The 14,802-nt window shown below is 42.5% G+C and carries 20 protein-coding genes; 4 read left to right on the forward strand and 16 right to left on the reverse strand.

All coding sequences use genetic code 11. The features are described 5' to 3' along the window. Positions 1-67: 67 nt before the first annotated feature. The 15 genes from ACYQ0C_RS11880 to ACYQ0C_RS11950 form a co-directional block, all read right to left on the reverse strand. Complete coding sequence (locus ACYQ0C_RS11880; RefSeq protein ID WP_016277868.1) at positions 68-487, reverse strand: DUF2867 domain-containing protein; 420 nt, start codon at positions 485-487, stop codon at positions 68-70. A gap of 22 nt (positions 488-509) precedes the next feature. Further along, positions 510-1,403 carry a DUF4377 domain-containing protein gene (locus ACYQ0C_RS11885; protein WP_016277869.1) on the reverse strand — a complete coding sequence of 298 codons (894 nt, stop codon included), beginning with the start codon at positions 1,401-1,403 and terminating at the stop codon, positions 510-512. A gap of 53 nt (positions 1,404-1,456) precedes the next feature. Next, entirely contained in the window at positions 1,457-1,888 is a 432-nt protein-coding gene (locus ACYQ0C_RS11890) for a GNAT family N-acetyltransferase (protein ID WP_025076948.1), read from the reverse strand. Positions 1,889-1,893: 5 nt separating this feature from the next. Beyond that, positions 1,894-2,409: a GNAT family N-acetyltransferase gene (locus ACYQ0C_RS11895; protein WP_016277871.1), complete on the reverse strand. Its 516-nt coding sequence runs from the start codon at positions 2,407-2,409 to the stop codon at positions 1,894-1,896. Positions 2,410-2,491: 82 nt separating this feature from the next. Next, positions 2,492-2,785, reverse strand: coding sequence for a hypothetical protein (locus tag ACYQ0C_RS11900; RefSeq protein WP_016277872.1), 294 nt, complete (start codon positions 2,783-2,785; stop codon positions 2,492-2,494). A gap of 14 nt (positions 2,786-2,799) precedes the next feature. Then, complete coding sequence (locus ACYQ0C_RS11905; protein WP_025076950.1) at positions 2,800-3,252, reverse strand: SecDF P1 head subdomain-containing protein; 453 nt, start codon at positions 3,250-3,252, stop codon at positions 2,800-2,802. A 1-nt stretch (position 3,253) separates the two neighbouring features. After that, positions 3,254-3,670, reverse strand: a complete 417-nt coding sequence (locus ACYQ0C_RS11910; protein ID WP_016277874.1) for a hypothetical protein — start codon at positions 3,668-3,670, stop codon at positions 3,254-3,256. Positions 3,671-3,924: 254 nt separating this feature from the next. Continuing rightward, positions 3,925-4,500 (reverse strand): Crp/Fnr family transcriptional regulator, encoded by a 576-nt coding sequence (locus tag ACYQ0C_RS11915; protein WP_016277875.1) that lies wholly within the window; start codon positions 4,498-4,500, stop codon positions 3,925-3,927. A 5-nt stretch (positions 4,501-4,505) separates the two neighbouring features. Further along, entirely contained in the window at positions 4,506-5,072 is a 567-nt protein-coding gene (locus ACYQ0C_RS11920) for a Crp/Fnr family transcriptional regulator (RefSeq protein ID WP_016277876.1), read from the reverse strand. Positions 5,073-5,325: 253 nt separating this feature from the next. Beyond that, positions 5,326-6,267, reverse strand: coding sequence for a relaxase/mobilization nuclease domain-containing protein (locus tag ACYQ0C_RS11925; protein WP_016277877.1), 942 nt, complete (start codon positions 6,265-6,267; stop codon positions 5,326-5,328). Further along, positions 6,264-6,626, reverse strand: coding sequence for a MobC family plasmid mobilization relaxosome protein (locus tag ACYQ0C_RS11930; protein ID WP_016277878.1), 363 nt, complete (start codon positions 6,624-6,626; stop codon positions 6,264-6,266). The genes ACYQ0C_RS11925 and ACYQ0C_RS11930 overlap by 4 nt, the downstream gene beginning before the upstream one ends. A 173-nt stretch (positions 6,627-6,799) precedes the next feature. Next, on the reverse strand, positions 6,800-7,738 hold the full coding sequence (locus tag ACYQ0C_RS11935) for a toprim domain-containing protein (protein WP_016277879.1): 939 nt from the start codon (positions 7,736-7,738) through the stop codon (positions 6,800-6,802). 270 nt (positions 7,739-8,008) lie between these two features. After that, positions 8,009-9,214, reverse strand: coding sequence for a primase-helicase family protein (locus ACYQ0C_RS11940; RefSeq protein ID WP_016277880.1), 1,206 nt, complete (start codon positions 9,212-9,214; stop codon positions 8,009-8,011). A gap of 333 nt (positions 9,215-9,547) precedes the next feature. Beyond that, positions 9,548-9,931 (reverse strand): virulence RhuM family protein, encoded by a 384-nt coding sequence (locus ACYQ0C_RS11945; protein WP_016277881.1) that lies wholly within the window; start codon positions 9,929-9,931, stop codon positions 9,548-9,550. Then, complete coding sequence (locus ACYQ0C_RS11950; RefSeq protein WP_016277882.1) at positions 9,928-11,151, reverse strand: site-specific integrase; 1,224 nt, start codon at positions 11,149-11,151, stop codon at positions 9,928-9,930. The genes ACYQ0C_RS11945 and ACYQ0C_RS11950 overlap by 4 nt, the downstream gene beginning before the upstream one ends. A 316-nt stretch (positions 11,152-11,467) precedes the next feature. On the opposite strand from ACYQ0C_RS11950, the gene ACYQ0C_RS11955 reads away from it, so the two are divergent. From ACYQ0C_RS11955 to ACYQ0C_RS11965, 3 genes are read left to right on the forward strand one after another with little or no spacing between them, the layout of a single operon-like run. Further along, positions 11,468-11,857, forward strand: coding sequence for a GtrA family protein (locus ACYQ0C_RS11955; protein WP_016277883.1), 390 nt, complete (start codon positions 11,468-11,470; stop codon positions 11,855-11,857). 16 nt (positions 11,858-11,873) lie between these two features. Then, positions 11,874-12,749 (forward strand): SDR family NAD(P)-dependent oxidoreductase, encoded by an 876-nt coding sequence (locus ACYQ0C_RS11960; protein WP_016277884.1) that lies wholly within the window; start codon positions 11,874-11,876, stop codon positions 12,747-12,749. A gap of 43 nt (positions 12,750-12,792) precedes the next feature. Then, positions 12,793-13,734, forward strand: coding sequence for a VOC family protein (locus tag ACYQ0C_RS11965; protein WP_016277885.1), 942 nt, complete (start codon positions 12,793-12,795; stop codon positions 13,732-13,734). Positions 13,735-13,893: 159 nt separating this feature from the next. On the opposite strand, the gene ACYQ0C_RS11970 is transcribed toward ACYQ0C_RS11965, so the two are convergent. Continuing rightward, positions 13,894-14,358 (reverse strand): MaoC family dehydratase, encoded by a 465-nt coding sequence (locus tag ACYQ0C_RS11970; protein WP_016277886.1) that lies wholly within the window; start codon positions 14,356-14,358, stop codon positions 13,894-13,896. A gap of 97 nt (positions 14,359-14,455) precedes the next feature. Between ACYQ0C_RS11970 and ACYQ0C_RS11975 the strand changes: the two genes are divergently transcribed. Beyond that, positions 14,456-14,749 carry a nitrous oxide-stimulated promoter family protein gene (locus tag ACYQ0C_RS11975; RefSeq protein ID WP_081642429.1) on the forward strand — a complete coding sequence of 98 codons (294 nt, stop codon included), beginning with the start codon at positions 14,456-14,458 and terminating at the stop codon, positions 14,747-14,749. The last annotated feature ends 53 nt before the right edge of the window (positions 14,750-14,802 follow it).

The raw sequence follows: 14,802 nt of genomic DNA on the forward strand, positions 1-14,802 counted from the left end.
TTTTAGTTGAACTCATATCATCAATAGATAAAATTGGCGATGTGACAAAGGACAAGGATAGGCATTATTATAAATTTCTTCTGACCCGTTTTAACAGTATCTTGCAGATTAACCTATGAAATGGTTTTATTATTGTAAAATAGAATTTTCCCATACGGTTATTGTATCTGACTTTTGTACAAACCGATAGATATAGGCTGTCATTCATACGCTTTTCGGTCATAAATGCAATAACAAAATCAAGGTGTTTGTTGTTTTTGCTTATTGTCGCAAGGCGATCGGATTCGACAATGACAAAATCCGATAAATTCTTCTCTCCTTTCAGACCAAAAGGTTTTACTATGGCATTACGAAACTTCATCAAGGCAGTAATCCACTGCGGTGCGCAGAAGAATCTATCAGTCAATTCTTCTGCACTTATCAGCCGTGTGGTATGGACTATCTCACTGTAATTATCAGTATAATCAAAATGCTTGTTTAGTTCCATGACGCGTAAAAAGATTTTACTATCACAAATTCTTCACCATATAGCGAATCACAACAGCTTTGACATTAGCTTCCGGGTATTTGTTTTGGTAATATGCCGTAAGGTCTTTATATAGCCATATCTCAACATTCTGCGGTGCAGGTGTTCGATTCTGAGCATATATAAACACATCATATTGCATTACAGAGTCTTCTATATCATCGCCTGTTACAAAATTAAACTCTCCATATCCGGAAACTTTACTTTCCGGCAGAAGGAGCTTATATGATTCAGGAAACTCTGTTGGTTCCTTGCCCCTGCTAATCAAAAAGCCTTGATTAACAATGTGCATATCGACATCCAATAAGAACCATTTACGTGTTCCTGTAAAAGCAATATAACAACGCAAGCCTCCGAATTTATAGGTTGCATCGGTTTTAAGGTCATTTTCAATCTCATCTTTTTGGTCGGCTTCAATGGCATAAGCAAATTCAGGATTGATATACGGACAACGTTGCTCAAAATACCAGTCCGGGATGAAATGAGGAGGTAAATTTTCAGAGTTCTTGCGTTCTTTCGATATGACTTCCAATAGCTCGTATTCAGTCCATGCCGGATCGCCCATATTATAATCCAGATAGCTCGTTTCACTGATGCGTATTTGGTACTCATATCCTTCTTCATATTCAAACTTACCGATGCTTCCATGAGCCTCCCAATCGGTGGACTGCTCGTTTTTTACAGCATATACATCTGCAAGTACATTGCTACCACTCGATGTTAAAACACCGGGGAGTTTTACAGAAGCTACCGTAAGCGTGTATTCCTTATAACCGGTTATCTTCCTACCTTCTTCATCATCGTCATTACACGCAGTCAGCCCTGCCATAGTAAGAATAGCTACCAATAGTATTGTGAAATAATTATGTTTCTTCATTTTATTGTTTCTTTATAGTAAATTCCACCTTTTGAAGACCTTTTTGGCAATAATTATATATTTCTCTCCATAGGGATACTTACAATCCCCTTATTAAGCTCTTTTTCACCCACTTTTTTGAAACCTAAAGATGCATAGAAAGTTTCTGCATAGGTTGAAGAATGAACTGTTATATAAGTAAAATTACATTCATTCATTACATAGTCAAATAGCGATTTTCCTATTCCTTGCCGATGATAGTGCGGCAAGACAAAGAAGAGGGATATATGTTGTTTTTCCCGATGTACACCGATTATTCCTATCAATAAATGCTTGTCAAAAGCTCCATATATGTCAAGTGCATTCATCAACGATGTGTCATACACGAAACTTTTAAAGGTTTCGATACCTTCTTGGGTGAAATCATTCCTGCCACATTCCATACATACTTGATAGGACAAATCGGCAGCATTGTTATATTCATCTTGTGTTAATTTGCGTATCATAATATTCATATCCTAAAATCAGCTTTTAGCAATTCATAACAGTGGCAATCTAAAAAATTCCCATTCTTGAAATAGGCATTACGATGTATGCCACATTTGCGAAATCCTATTTTCTCTAAAACTCTCATTGATGGCATATTACCAGCATAAACATTTGCATAAACACGTATCACATCTGTATAGGAAAAATAGCTACGAATAGCAAGTACTAACATTTGAGTCATAATCCCTTTACCCCAATAAGGTTCGGCAAGCCAATACCCTAATTCAGCATTGTAGCGTTCCACGTCAATGCCACGAGAGAAACTTATGTTGCCGACAGCCTCCTGATTTACTTCGATGCAATAATTATTTTGTTCGCTTTGATTTAAAACGAATCGGATAAATTGTTGCGCATCGCTCTCAGAGTAAGGATATGGCAGACTATCACGGCAATTATCCCATATCTTTTTATTATTAAGATATTTAGCCAAAGTGGAAAAATCATCTTTAAGCCAACGTCTTATTTTGCATTTATCCATATCTATTCCTTTTGTTTTATTACTGCGACTTTCACTAACGCCAAAATTCTTCGTGGATTTGCCCGTTTGTCCGATGTGGAACTTACGTTAGTTGGCAGGTAATAAATAAGCAAAGAAAGAGAAGGCCTGCCAATACAATGCAGCCTATGACTAAAAAGGCTCTATTGAGTTTCTTACGCTCCAATTCCTCCTTTTCCAATGTATTCTTTCGAATATCCTCCAATTGTTCCAACGAGAGGTGGGAGGAGGGAGAGGAGGCACTTACTTCGAGCAATCGGCGACGAGTTTCCTTCATCCGCTCACGCCCTATCTTGCGCAGTGCCCTGTTCTCCTTATCTCGCTGGAGCATATCGCTCACACAGCCTAATGTCCCCATTTTATAGTTAATATTTAATGTTCCAACCTTGATGTCTCAATTTCTTTTTGTAGAATCTCAAAGATACGTTCTAAATCATGCCTGTGCGGGGGACTGATTTGAAAAGTACCGCTTTCTATTCTTGCATTGACCATCGGGGCGGTAATAACTGTATCATTAAATACAAAACCTATCCGTTGCCCAATAGCTTGTTCTGTAGCATCTGCCCAGACTTTTTGTTTCTGCTTATTTACACTTCCCGATATAGCTCGGAGACCATAATCATCAGAAACAAGTTCTATCGCAGCAAAATCCTTGACGGTTACAATCGGCCTGCTTGCAAGACTATCCTTCTGTCCGTCTGTGATAAGATACCAACCGTTTTCCTGATGCAGCATCGAAGCCTGCTTACATGAGACCACAAAGATGAATAAACAGCAGCCTATTACTCTTATTGCGGTTTGTGCATTTCTAAAAGTTTTCATCATATCAATGCAGTTTGGTCAATGTCGCCACCGATTTTTCCGGACGATAAGACTGAAGTACAATGCGATTCTTGGACTTTTCAATAACTGTCCAATTGCCTACCAAAGCACTATTCTTAAAAGTAATGATTCTACCATCTATGCAATAGTATAAGTCCCATACAGCAGAAGGATCACCACTGCCCTCACCATTGATACTTTTACCTTGTGTTTCAGTGAGGAATTCCACAATCAGATATTCTTCGTTTACGACTTCTTTCCCATCTGCATCATAATCGCAAACACAAGCATTCCAGGTCGTTTGCAACAGTTCCGAAGCGGTCAATGTTGGCTCAGTATCATTGTCGTCATCACTGCAACTCGCCAATAGCCCAATACTTAGAAGCAATATCATACTCCACAATTTAAGTTGATAGTTCATATTATCCAATTTTTTAGTTTGATATTATACATGGAATTTTAATTATAACCTTCTCTTCGTCTCTGAACCGGAAGTTTTACGCTCATGGGATTGGGGTTGCGAGTACATCTCAATCCCACTTACAAATATAAATATGGTAAACAAAATATGTTTCATACCTTTATGATTGAATATTTCTGCAAAATTACAGGTATAAAACGAAACAACTCTCAAACTATTTTGAGAGTTGCATTACGGGCACTTATTTGAGAGTATTATTCCTTGCCAAAAGTAATTTCTTTGCGGATACGGCTAAGGTAGGTCGGTGTAATTTGCAGATAGGAGGCAAGTTCTTTGAGCGTAATATCTTGCAATATATTAGGACAGCGTCTTATCAACTCCCAATACCGTTCTTTGGGAGATTGCCGATAAAGATTGAGGTATCTGTCATGAGTTTGCCGAAATAACTCTTCTGCCATAACGCAGCGTAATTCTATATTTTCTTTCAGTATTTGTCTAAAAAGATTAGTGCTACAAACCCATACGTTTGAATCGGTTATCGCTTGAAGAGCCACCAATGACGATTCCTTCCGAATGGAACTATAGAAGTCTCCGGCTAAAGTATCGCACAATGCAAGCCCCGTGATATGTTCATTTCCATCAGTATCAATGATAGTATATTTAAAAGCACCGGATGTAATGAAACCGAAATACTTAGGTGTTTCTCTGCGATGAAGAAAATACTCTCCCTTTTTATAATGGCAAAGTTTACCCTCTTTGACGCAAAGTTCACGCCAAAAATTCAGGTCTATCTTATCTATATATGGGTTAAAATTAGCCTTGCTTTTCATCTGCTCTATTTTTCAAAAGTAATTTCTTTGCGAATGCGGCTAAGGTATGTCGGTGTGATTTGCAGATATGATGCCAATTCTTTGAGCGTTATATTTTGAAGAATATTAGGACAATATTCTAATATATGAATATAACGTTCCTTCGCAGATTGGCGATACAGATTCAAAAACCTATCATATGTCTGGTGAAAAAATCCGTCTGATATGACACAATGTAACTTAAAGTCTTTTTCAAAGAGTTCATCAACAATATTGCGGTTACAAACCAATACTTCCGCATCTGTAGCCGCTATAATATCAGTAACGGCTGGAGTTTTCAATACAAGACTTGAATAGTCACCCAATGGCGTGTCGCAAAATGAAAAACCAGTTATATGTGTATTACCTTCTGAATCGGTCACGGAGTATTTGAAATATCCTTTTTTGATAAATCCCCATACATTTTTTGTTGTATCTCCACAATGAAGGAAATAATCACCTTTTTTATAAAGGCATAACTTCCCCTCTTTAGCGCAAAGTTCGCGCCAAAAATTCATGTCAATCTTATCTATGTATGAGTTAAAGTCTGCCATTCTTAATCGTTACAACTATTTGCAAAGTTAAGCATTCTAATCCGAATAGTCCTTAATTCTGTTGAGCAATAAAGCCATTCAGAGCAAAGTTCACTCCAAATGGCTTTTCAAATCAATGAAAATTCTATATTTTCATACTTTTGTGGCGGTTTCCTTCTTTCGCATATAATCCCGGATGCCCGATGATTATATGGTCGGCAATGAAATTCCCTGACGGGCTGCGGTCTTTTGCCGGACTGCGTATCTGCGGTGGTTACAACCTCATTCCCCGTTTGCGTTTCTTCTTCCTGCGAAGTATTTCCGCCATTTCCTGATCGGTTTCCGCATCAGAGGCATTGTAAGATGAGCCGTTGCTGTTCAGCAGTCCCAACGAACCGTTGAACAATTCACTTTGTGCCGTTCCGAATGGTGCGCTCGGTGTAACTGCCTCATGTACTTTGGCTGTCATTCCCATACGTTCCTCATACCTGTTGTGCCGCAAGGTAGCATCAATCTTGGTATAACTGAAACGCCTGTCCACTTTGGAACCGTTGAAACGGTATCCGTTCTTGATGAAGACCACGCCCTGTATTTCGTCCGTCTGCCCTTTGTGGCTGAAAAGCACTTCCACGCCCTGCCGTTTTAGGTTGGCGACAAGCACGCTCCAGTTACCACACCTGCAGACTTCGGTTTTGAGGATGTCGTAAAGCTCGTACCTTGTCTTGTCCGGCTCTTTCAGGCGGTTGCGCTTGACATTATCCTTACCGCCAGCCATGTGCAAGCCGTATTTCTGCGTAAGATCTTTGCAGATACGGGCGCTTCGCAATCGCTCGTGCTTGTCCGAAATGGTGTTGCCGTTGTTGTCAATGCGGTTGAAGGCGATATGCACGTGCGGATGCTCCTTGTCGAAATGTCGGGCGATGAAGAACTGCGTGTCCTTGATTCCCATCTTTTTCAGATATTCAAGAGCGATGCCCGCCATGACGCGGTTAGTCAGGCGTGGCTCATCCTCTTTGGAGAAACTTAACGCGATATGTCCGACAGGCTTCGCAACCTTGTTGTTCATCTGCCATTGGACGTTGAAACTCATGGCGATGGTTTCCCTGTTTTCCATGAACAAGCCATCGGATGCGACAACTTGGGCGTTCTTGTCTTTGTCAAGTATGTAATTCACCACACCCTTGAAGTCGCTTCCCTTTACGATTTTCGCCATCATATCCCTATCTTGGTCAAGAGTTCGTGAATCCTTGCCACCGCCACCTTGCAGTCCCACTGTTCATCGTGGAACCCTCCGGCGTTAGCCTTGCGTGCAAGCTGGTTGAGATTGTTCGCCATGCCGCAGAGCTGGCGGATGTATCCGGCGTGTTCCTCCGACAGCCGTTCCCTCACATGACCGTTCCGGAAACATTCCCTCATGTATTCGCTCGGCGATATGCCTGCCTCATGCGCCCGTGTCAGCAAGCAGAAGTAGTCGGCTGCCGCCATTTTCACGCCAATACGATAGCTCAGCTTTTCCGCCGTTTCCTTTTTCGGGCGACCGCCCTTGTTACGTTTCTTATATTCCTTATGCTCCATTTTCTACTTTCAATGCTGTTACTGATTATACTGTATAGACCAACGGGATTCCACCTCCTGTAGCTTGGATGGTGGGTAGCAAGCGGTTTCGGTACACCCGAAACACAAACTTGCTACTTCCCAATCCTTGAAGAATGAGTTTCGGGCAGCTCCCGTTTTTGCTGTTTGGAATGTCATAGTCCCAATCCTTTCTTCTTCTGTTTTACGATAGTTCTTGGTGGTGGACTAACGGCTAAATCCTGCCGTTTGCCGCACAGGTAATCGTTCAGGTCTTTGTGTCCTTTGTAGTTGTCGGAGAAATCGCGGATGCGTCCGGCGAACTCTCTTTCCAGTTCTCGGTACGCATTTCTTCCCGCCTCGTCATTATCAAGCAGGCAATGGATGCGCCCGTACCCGTGCAGCACATCTACGGCTTTGGAAACATTGGAGACGGAATTGAGGATGACATAATCCTGCCTGTCAAGGTTGGGCATGGCCGGACAGTTCTTCATCCGCAACGTGAGGAAGGAAAGATAGTCCGTCATGCCCTCGAACACGAGGCATTTCTCTCTCAGCTCTCCCTGTTGCCGGATATGGCTGATGTCCTTCGGTGCGATACAGCCTTTGAAGAAACGGTTACGAACCTCATATCCTCCAGCCACGTTCGGGAACCCGATGGCGAAATAGGGCTTGCCGTTATGGATGAAGTGCAGTTCCCTACATTCCGGTTTTGCCAAAGCTATGTTTATACCCCGTTCCTGTAAGTAGCGGAGCAGTGCCGGATGGGTGAGTTCTCCCACTTCCAGGTGTTGGAAGCTCGGTTCGGATGCCTGCTGGCGAAAAGAGAAAGACACGGGACGGATGTGTGGAGCCTGTTCCGCTATCCTGCCAAGCAGGTAAGGCACATAGTCGGATGCGTATAGTTCCTGTGCCAGCGTGATGATGTTGCCGCCCCTGCCCAGCCCGTAATCGAACCACAGGTTACGGTCGGTATTCACCTTGAACGAGGCTTCCGTTTCCTCTCTGAACGGGGATTTGTACCACAGGCTGTTTCCCTGTTGCTTTACGGGCGTGTAGCCCAGACTTTGCAGATAGTCCGCGATTCTGATTTGTTTGGCTTCTTGTATAGTCATAATCTTACAATGGATTTAGTGATGAATGGAAAAACGATAATTTGATGAATGTACACATTATTTCACTGAATGACAGCATGGTACATATTCATCGTCCTTTCATCAAAGTACTCGCCAAAAGAGAAATTCATCATTAACGGTGACGGGCATAGCTTGTCAGTCTCATTTCTACTTTTCATCTTCGGAATACTTTTGATGAACATCTGATGAGGATGTAAACCTGTATGTTTCAGTATGGTTATATGCTTGTTCATCATTTCATCAAAATAATCAGAGAGTTGTCAGATATTCTTTTGTCACGGTATAGAACCTTCCGGTTTTCCGTATGGGCGAATAGTGACATTCACGGGTACAGTCCACTTGGTAGGTGGTATAGGTAAGCGTATTAGGTGCAGGCGTGAGTTTCCAACACTCTTGCAATACTTTCCGTACTTGGTGCTTCTCCACCTTTACCTGCGAGTGTACCAGCAAAAGAAGAACATCGTTATAGCAGAACGAGAACGTGTCCGTGCCTGTACTGTCCATGATGTCGAGTATAAGCTCGCACATCTCGATTTCCAGACGGTTGCGGTTGCTGCGGATAATCTTGCGCAAGGCTTCGGTATGCAGCAATGAGGGAGCGAACCACATCCGGCTTTCTTTTTTCGTTGCCATTGCCCTGTGCTGCAAATGATGCAGGAAAGCCGGGATTTCCGCCTTCAGCTTTTGCAGAAAGTCGGTATCATCTGATTGCAGGCGGTTTATCTTGCGCACCCAATAACGTGTTTCGCCCGCGTCAATGATGACAGGCAAATACTCGTTGTTGGAACACAGCACGAACTTGGCGAAGAAGGCTATCTCGTCACGGTCTTTGCCTTTGGCTTCCACCTTGTAGGAGAGTGTGGTGCTGAGGTTCTTCAACCGCTCGCTGTCCTCCCTGCGGTTGAGCAGCACCTCGTCCACCACGATGAGCAGCTTGCCCGTCCAGTCGGAATTGAACTGGCTGCGGAAATCCTCGTTGGTGTTGAACGTGACGTTGTTCTGAAACACGGCTTTCAGGAAGTTCAGGAACGTGCTTTTGCCTGTGTTGCGCTCTTCCGATACCAACAGCAGGATAGGCAGTTTTTGAACAGGTTGCAGGTAGAGCAGTTGCAGGTAATCCATGCCTAACTCGTACTGTTCACCGAAGATGTGGTGTACTAATGAAAGGATACAGGGAAACTCGCCTTGTTGCGGGCGGTGCTCAATCGGCTCGTAGAGGTTCAGGAACTTGTCCACTACAGGACGGTAGTCCACATGGTCGGGGACGGTGCAGAAGCCGTCATACTTCGGCACGGTGGCGAGATAGTCCTTGCCGTAGTCCTGCCGCAGCGTCTCGTTGTTCCACACGATGCGTTTCCTCACATAGCCACCGTTCAGACGGGGCTGGTTCACTAATTTGTAGAGGGTCGTACCTACCCGTATGAACTCCTCCTTTTCTGTATTTTCTTTCTTCATCGGCATCTTGATTTTATGATTGTCAGATGTTTGTCTGGCGCAAAATTCGGCAATACAAACAAGACGGATTGACAACCCACACGTGACTCACGTAAGATTTTCTTGGATTTGGCTTAAAAGCATACAACAAAAGCCCGAAGAAGTGCCTTTCTAATGGGTTTTTCTTCGGACTTAGTAGTACGTATTGTTGATAAAACGGCAATACGTCTGTTCAACTGACCACCAATACGTTTTATCAGCAGTACGTTTTATTGATAATGCGTTTTATCGGCAATAGATTGACACATAAAGATTTGTCGGTTTCACTATTTTATGTCGCCATATCATTGGGCTTTATGCTTGATAATTAGACATATTGTGAATACCCAGCGAAAAGAAGAATGTTGTTTTCTCTTTTCGCAAGTATAGCCTTTCAAAAACGGCATTGCGCACCAGTTCCGCCCCAAAACTGTTGATGTGGAAAGCAAGCGCGACTATCATCGGGAAACTGAACACATCGGCATGATATCCGTTCTCCAGCCGGGCATACTTCTGTGCCTCTTGCCCTTTCAATACACCGCTTTTATACACGGCTTTGATGGCGGCACGGAGTGTCGGGACGATTACCCCGAACAGTTCCACCAATTCCGGTTCGCTCATCCATATATCAGTGACATTCTCCGTCATGATAATATTGCCGGATTCATTCATTGTTATGATGTTTCTTCCCATACTCATGACATCGTTATCCCGTTAAACGTCTTGCTCAATTTATCACCGAACATCGTCAAGTCATTGTCGAGTTTCTGCGTGGTTATCTTTGCGTAGATTTGGGTTGTGACGATATTCGTATGTCCCAATACACGGCTTACGCTCTCGATGGGCATGCCCTTGCTCAACGCTAATGTTGCGAAGCCATGACGACTGCAATGAAATGAAATTGACTTGGTTATACCACATTCCTTTATCATCCGTTTCAGAGGTTTACAGACAGACCAGTAGTTCAAGCCGGGGAATATGCGGTTGTCTTTCTGTATCGGTCGGTAGCGTTCGATTATCTGTAAGGGAATATCCAGCAGCTTCACTTGAAAGGGGACTTTTGTCTTGTGGCGTTTGGACAATATCCACTTCTCGCCGTTCACCTCCACTATGTTGTCATTCGTCAGTTCCTGAATGTCCACGAACGACAAGGCGGTGAAACTGGCAAAGACAAAGATGTCACGAATGTATGCGAACTTGCTATCCTCGAACTCATGTGTCATGACCGCTTTCAGTTCATCTTCCGTCAGATATTCCCGCTCCTTTACATTGGGGCTGATATGGAACTGTGCGAAAGGGTTGCGTGGAATCAGTCCGTTGAAGTGCGCACGCATCACCACGCCTTTCAGCCACATACATTTCTCCCATATCGTCCCGTTATGCAGTCCGGCTTCAGTCGAGAGGTATGCGGCGAACTCCTTGATGAAATCGGGAGTAAGTTCCGGCATAGCCATGTCCGTACGCTTGTAAAATGACTTGATGAACGCCGCAACATAGTTCCTTGCCACCACACGTGAGCGGTAGGTAGCCATTGTACGGTCTTTTCCCACACGCTTCTTGAACACCTCGTTCTCACGGTCAAAAGCCTTGAGCAGGGTTTCATACTCACTGCCGATTCCCTGATAGGCGTTGCGTACCATTTCAGCCGTGACGAATGCCTCACGGTCGGATATGCGCTGGTAATGCTTGATGATTTGCGCCTTGATGTTGTCCAAAGCGAGGTTAATATCCCGTGCCTCGCGGCTCTTGCCCTTCGCCTTGTTGCCTTTCACGTCCCAAAGCGTTTTCGGGATGCTCTGCTTGCAACTGAACTGCGCTACAGTCCCGTTGATTGTAACCCGTCCCATGATGGGGACAATGCCGTTTTTCTCCTTGCTGCCGTTCACATAGAACAGCACCTTGAATGTGCTTCTTGCCATACTCGTTTTTTGTTTGCAAAGTTATTACTCAACGAGTTAGACCTTGATATGCCAACCTGTGCCACAAGCTGCCAGATACAACACGGTGTGTTAAAAATCGCCATCCGGCGGGTAACGATTTGGAGACCGTTCTGCTTCATAAATCCGCTTTCCTTTGCGTTACCCCGTTTTTTTTACCTGTCCTCATTTGGCTCCGCAAACGCCTTATTGACAGGCGTTACGAAGACATTTGTCCCTTTTTATTCGTTTTTTCCAGAGATTTTGCGTAAGTTTGCACGAAAATTCACCATGTAAAATAAACCAATAAAGAAAGAGGATGAAAGCATCAGTACGTTTAGTTCGTTTTGCTACGATAGGAACCTTAAATTATCTTATTACCATGTTAGTGATATGGATTGTAATGAGTTACTTCTCATTCAGAGGAAACTATATAGTAGCAAATATTATGGCATACCTCATCGCTCAGACTCATAATTTTATATGGAGCAAATATTGGATCTTTCCTTCCAGCAATCCCCAAAACAGTCTTGGGCAACAAATAATGCTCTTTTGTACCGCTTTCGGTATTGCCTATGGCATACAACTTCTTTTTGTAATACTGATGATCGAAGCAATAGGCCTCAAAGAATTTACAGCACAATTCATTGGAATAATAATCTATGGAGCTGTTAATTTTATGGTGAACAATAGAATAACATTCCGATAAATATATTTCAAAACTTATGGCAGACAATTATATAGAAAGACAATACGAGCAATATGAAGCCCGAAAGGCTGCATGGGAAAAAAGCCGCAAACATGGAAAGAAGAAAACGATCTCCGTCAAGCCTCAACCAAAGGAACTGACAGACAACGCTATCAGACTTCCTAGAAAAGCATTCATCACAGGAGGTGCCGATGGTATCGGGAAAAATATAGTGAAAGCTTTCCGCAACTCACAATACCAAGTCGCCTTTTGTGACAAAAATGAGGAGTTGGGAACACTGACGGCCAAAGAGACCGGAGCAATTTTCTATCATGTCGACGTAAGTGATAAAGAGTCCCTTGAGGAGTGTATGCACGACCTTTTTGAAAAGTGGGGGGATGTGGACATCATTATCAACAACGCCGGAATAAGCGAATTCTCCCCCATCACAGAAACCAGTGTGGAAGATTTTGACAAAATTCTATCCATCAATCTGCGACCTGTATTTATCACCTCACGCACATTAGCTTTGCATCGCAAATTCCAGGCAGAAAATCATCCGTATGGCAGAATTATCAATATCTGCTCCACCCGTTATTTAATGAGCGAACCGGGTAGTGAAAGTTATGCGGCTTCCAAAGGAGGAATCTATTCACTGACTCATGCGCTTGCTTTATCCCTTGCCGACTTCCATATCACCGTAAACTGTATTTCGCCGGGATGGATTCAAACTAATAATTACGAACAACTACGCCCTGAGGATCATGCCCAACATCCATCAAAACGAGTAGGAAAACCGGAAGACATAGCACGCATGTGTTTATTTTTATGTCAAGAAGAAAACGATTTCATCAATGGACAAAATATCATCATCGACGGTGGAATGACCAAAAAGATGATTTATCTAGAATAAAAACGAACTGTAAAAAATATATACAACAGATAAACAATCACCCATGAACATACATCATATCGCCATTTGGACATTTCAGTTGGAAAGGCTAAGAGAATTCTATATCCGTTATTTTAACGGAACGAGTAATGAAAAATATATTAATGTCCAAAAAGGGTTTGAATCTTACTTCATTTCATTTGAAAGTGGTGCTACATTAGAGCTGATGAGCAGGACTGACGTGCAAAATGTTCCGATAAAAGAAAACAGACTGGGATTGACTCATCTAGCTTTTTCTTTTGAAAACCAAGAAGCTGTTTTATCATTGACGGAACTACTACGTGCTGAAGGATACCATATCGTAAGTGAACCTCGCATTTCCGGAGATGGTTATTTTGAAAGTGTGGTACTAGATCCAGACGGGAACCGGATAGAGTGTGTTTATAAAAAAGAGCAGGAAAACACCCCTGTGAAAAACCATGTAATAGAAACGGACCGACTTATTTTACGTCCTTTTACAGAAAATGATACGGAAGCAGTCTTTAACTGTTGCCGAAATCCTAACCTAGGAAATAATGCTGGATGGAAGCCTCATGACACACCGGAGGAATCTTTGAAAATTCTTCAAACAATATTTATACCACAAAAAGACACATGGGCCATCACCAGACAGGAAGACCAGCTTCTGATAGGAGCTATAGGAATTCTGCCAGACCCTAAAAGAGAGAATTCAAATGCCGGAATGATCGGTTACTGGCTAGACGAAGCCCAGTGGGGAAAAGGATATATGTCTGAAGCCGTCTCTGCTGTTTTGGACTATGGTTTCAACAAGCTGGGATTAACCTTGATCAGTGCGAACTGTTATCCTCAAAACAAACGTTCACAACGTGTTTTGGAGAAAATGGGATTTGCATACGAAGGCATTCTCCATCAGGCCGAAGCAAGCTATGACGGCAAAATATATGATCATCAGTGTTATTATTTAGAAAAAAACAATCTGAAATAAATTTCTTAATCTTGTTAATCCTCAACTTCTCCGGAAGGATATATATACGTGCCTAAGGAACACTCTTTCAGAGGTAAAGCAATCGTTCTTGGACAAATGTCTTTTTGTCCAAAAACGATAAAATATACCTGATTCTCCTTCAGACATTATTTGAAAAAATCAATTGAAATAATACAGGAAGACAGCGATACCCTCAAGCGCCTTTTTCGGCTGGTCTTTAATTTCAATCGTAAACTTAATTTCGGCTTTGGCCACACCACGCAAATTCTGTAAAGAATGAAGGCTTGCTACCATACGGATACTCTGACCAGCCAGAACTGCCTGTCCGAATTTCATCTTGTCCATACCATAGTTAATCATCATTTTCAGATTATTCACTTCTATGATCTGGTTCCACATATGTGGAAGCAACGAAAGAGTCAAGTAGCCATGCACAATAGTGCTATGATAGGGACTTTCCACTTTAGCACGTTCTGTATCTACATGAATCCATTGATGATCCAAGGTGGCATCTGCAAAAAGATTAATCCGGTCTTGCGATACTTCCACATAGTCAGAAATACCAATCTGTCGTCCTAGCAGTTTCTCAAAATCCTCGTACGAATTAACAATAACTTTATCCATTATCTCTTTATTTTAAAGGTTATACACTAATTGGATACAAAAATAAGAAAAAATAGTCCTATATTTGTACCCTATTCGCACAAAAGCTTCATTACAGATGAGAATTATTGAAAGAGAACAACGTACCGCAGAACAAATGATCCGAATTTATTGTCGGTACAAGGAAGGCAATAAAGAGCTTTGCCCAGCCTGCCAGGAGTTATTGCAATACGCACATAACAGATTAGAGCACTGTACATTCGGTGAACAAAAAAAGACCTGCCGCAACTGTCCCATACATTGTTATAAACCAGAAATGAAGAAACGAATGCGAGCAGTAATGCGGTACGCCGGTCCACGAATGATCTTTTTTCATCCCCTAGCAGCTATCAGACATTTCATGCATAAATAACCAGGATGGACTGAGCACAATTTTACGAGGAAGCATATAGCATTATAAAAGCA

The organism is Phocaeicola sartorii JCM 17136 = DSM 21941 (assembly GCF_054653615.1).

What these genes read in the sequence shown, in the direction of transcription:
- ACYQ0C_RS11905 (WP_025076950.1), bottom strand. Translation starts at nt 3,252, where the DNA reads ATGATGAAAACTTTTAGAAATGCACAAACCGCAATAAGAGTAATAGGC.
- ACYQ0C_RS11910 (WP_016277874.1), bottom strand. Translation starts at nt 3,670, where the DNA reads ATGAACTATCAACTTAAATTGTGGAGTATGATATTGCTTCTAAGTATT.
- ACYQ0C_RS11880 (WP_016277868.1), bottom strand. Translation starts at nt 487, where the DNA reads ATGGAACTAAACAAGCATTTTGATTATACTGATAATTACAGTGAGATA.
- ACYQ0C_RS11965 (WP_016277885.1), top strand. Translation starts at nt 12,793, where the DNA reads ATGAACATACATCATATCGCCATTTGGACATTTCAGTTGGAAAGGCTA.
- ACYQ0C_RS11960 (WP_016277884.1), top strand. Translation starts at nt 11,874, where the DNA reads ATGGCAGACAATTATATAGAAAGACAATACGAGCAATATGAAGCCCGA.
- ACYQ0C_RS11895 (WP_016277871.1), bottom strand. Translation starts at nt 2,409, where the DNA reads ATGGATAAATGCAAAATAAGACGTTGGCTTAAAGATGATTTTTCCACT.
- ACYQ0C_RS11940 (WP_016277880.1), bottom strand. Translation starts at nt 9,214, where the DNA reads ATGAAGAAAGAAAATACAGAAAAGGAGGAGTTCATACGGGTAGGTACG.
- ACYQ0C_RS11915 (WP_016277875.1), bottom strand. Translation starts at nt 4,500, where the DNA reads ATGAAAAGCAAGGCTAATTTTAACCCATATATAGATAAGATAGACCTG.
- ACYQ0C_RS11890 (WP_025076948.1), bottom strand. Translation starts at nt 1,888, where the DNA reads ATGATACGCAAATTAACACAAGATGAATATAACAATGCTGCCGATTTG.
- ACYQ0C_RS11920 (WP_016277876.1), bottom strand. Translation starts at nt 5,072, where the DNA reads ATGGCAGACTTTAACTCATACATAGATAAGATTGACATGAATTTTTGG.
- ACYQ0C_RS11925 (WP_016277877.1), bottom strand. Translation starts at nt 6,267, where the DNA reads ATGATGGCGAAAATCGTAAAGGGAAGCGACTTCAAGGGTGTGGTGAAT.
- ACYQ0C_RS11900 (WP_016277872.1), bottom strand. Translation starts at nt 2,785, where the DNA reads ATGGGGACATTAGGCTGTGTGAGCGATATGCTCCAGCGAGATAAGGAG.
- ACYQ0C_RS11930 (WP_016277878.1), bottom strand. Translation starts at nt 6,626, where the DNA reads ATGGAGCATAAGGAATATAAGAAACGTAACAAGGGCGGTCGCCCGAAA.
- ACYQ0C_RS11970 (WP_016277886.1), bottom strand. Translation starts at nt 14,358, where the DNA reads ATGGATAAAGTTATTGTTAATTCGTACGAGGATTTTGAGAAACTGCTA.
- ACYQ0C_RS11955 (WP_016277883.1), top strand. Translation starts at nt 11,468, where the DNA reads ATGAAAGCATCAGTACGTTTAGTTCGTTTTGCTACGATAGGAACCTTA.
- ACYQ0C_RS11885 (WP_016277869.1), bottom strand. Translation starts at nt 1,403, where the DNA reads ATGAAGAAACATAATTATTTCACAATACTATTGGTAGCTATTCTTACT.
- ACYQ0C_RS11935 (WP_016277879.1), bottom strand. Translation starts at nt 7,738, where the DNA reads ATGACTATACAAGAAGCCAAACAAATCAGAATCGCGGACTATCTGCAA.
- ACYQ0C_RS11975 (WP_081642429.1), top strand. Translation starts at nt 14,456, where the DNA reads ATGAGAATTATTGAAAGAGAACAACGTACCGCAGAACAAATGATCCGA.
- ACYQ0C_RS11950 (WP_016277882.1), bottom strand. Translation starts at nt 11,151, where the DNA reads ATGGCAAGAAGCACATTCAAGGTGCTGTTCTATGTGAACGGCAGCAAG.
- ACYQ0C_RS11945 (WP_016277881.1), bottom strand. Translation starts at nt 9,931, where the DNA reads ATGAGTATGGGAAGAAACATCATAACAATGAATGAATCCGGCAATATT.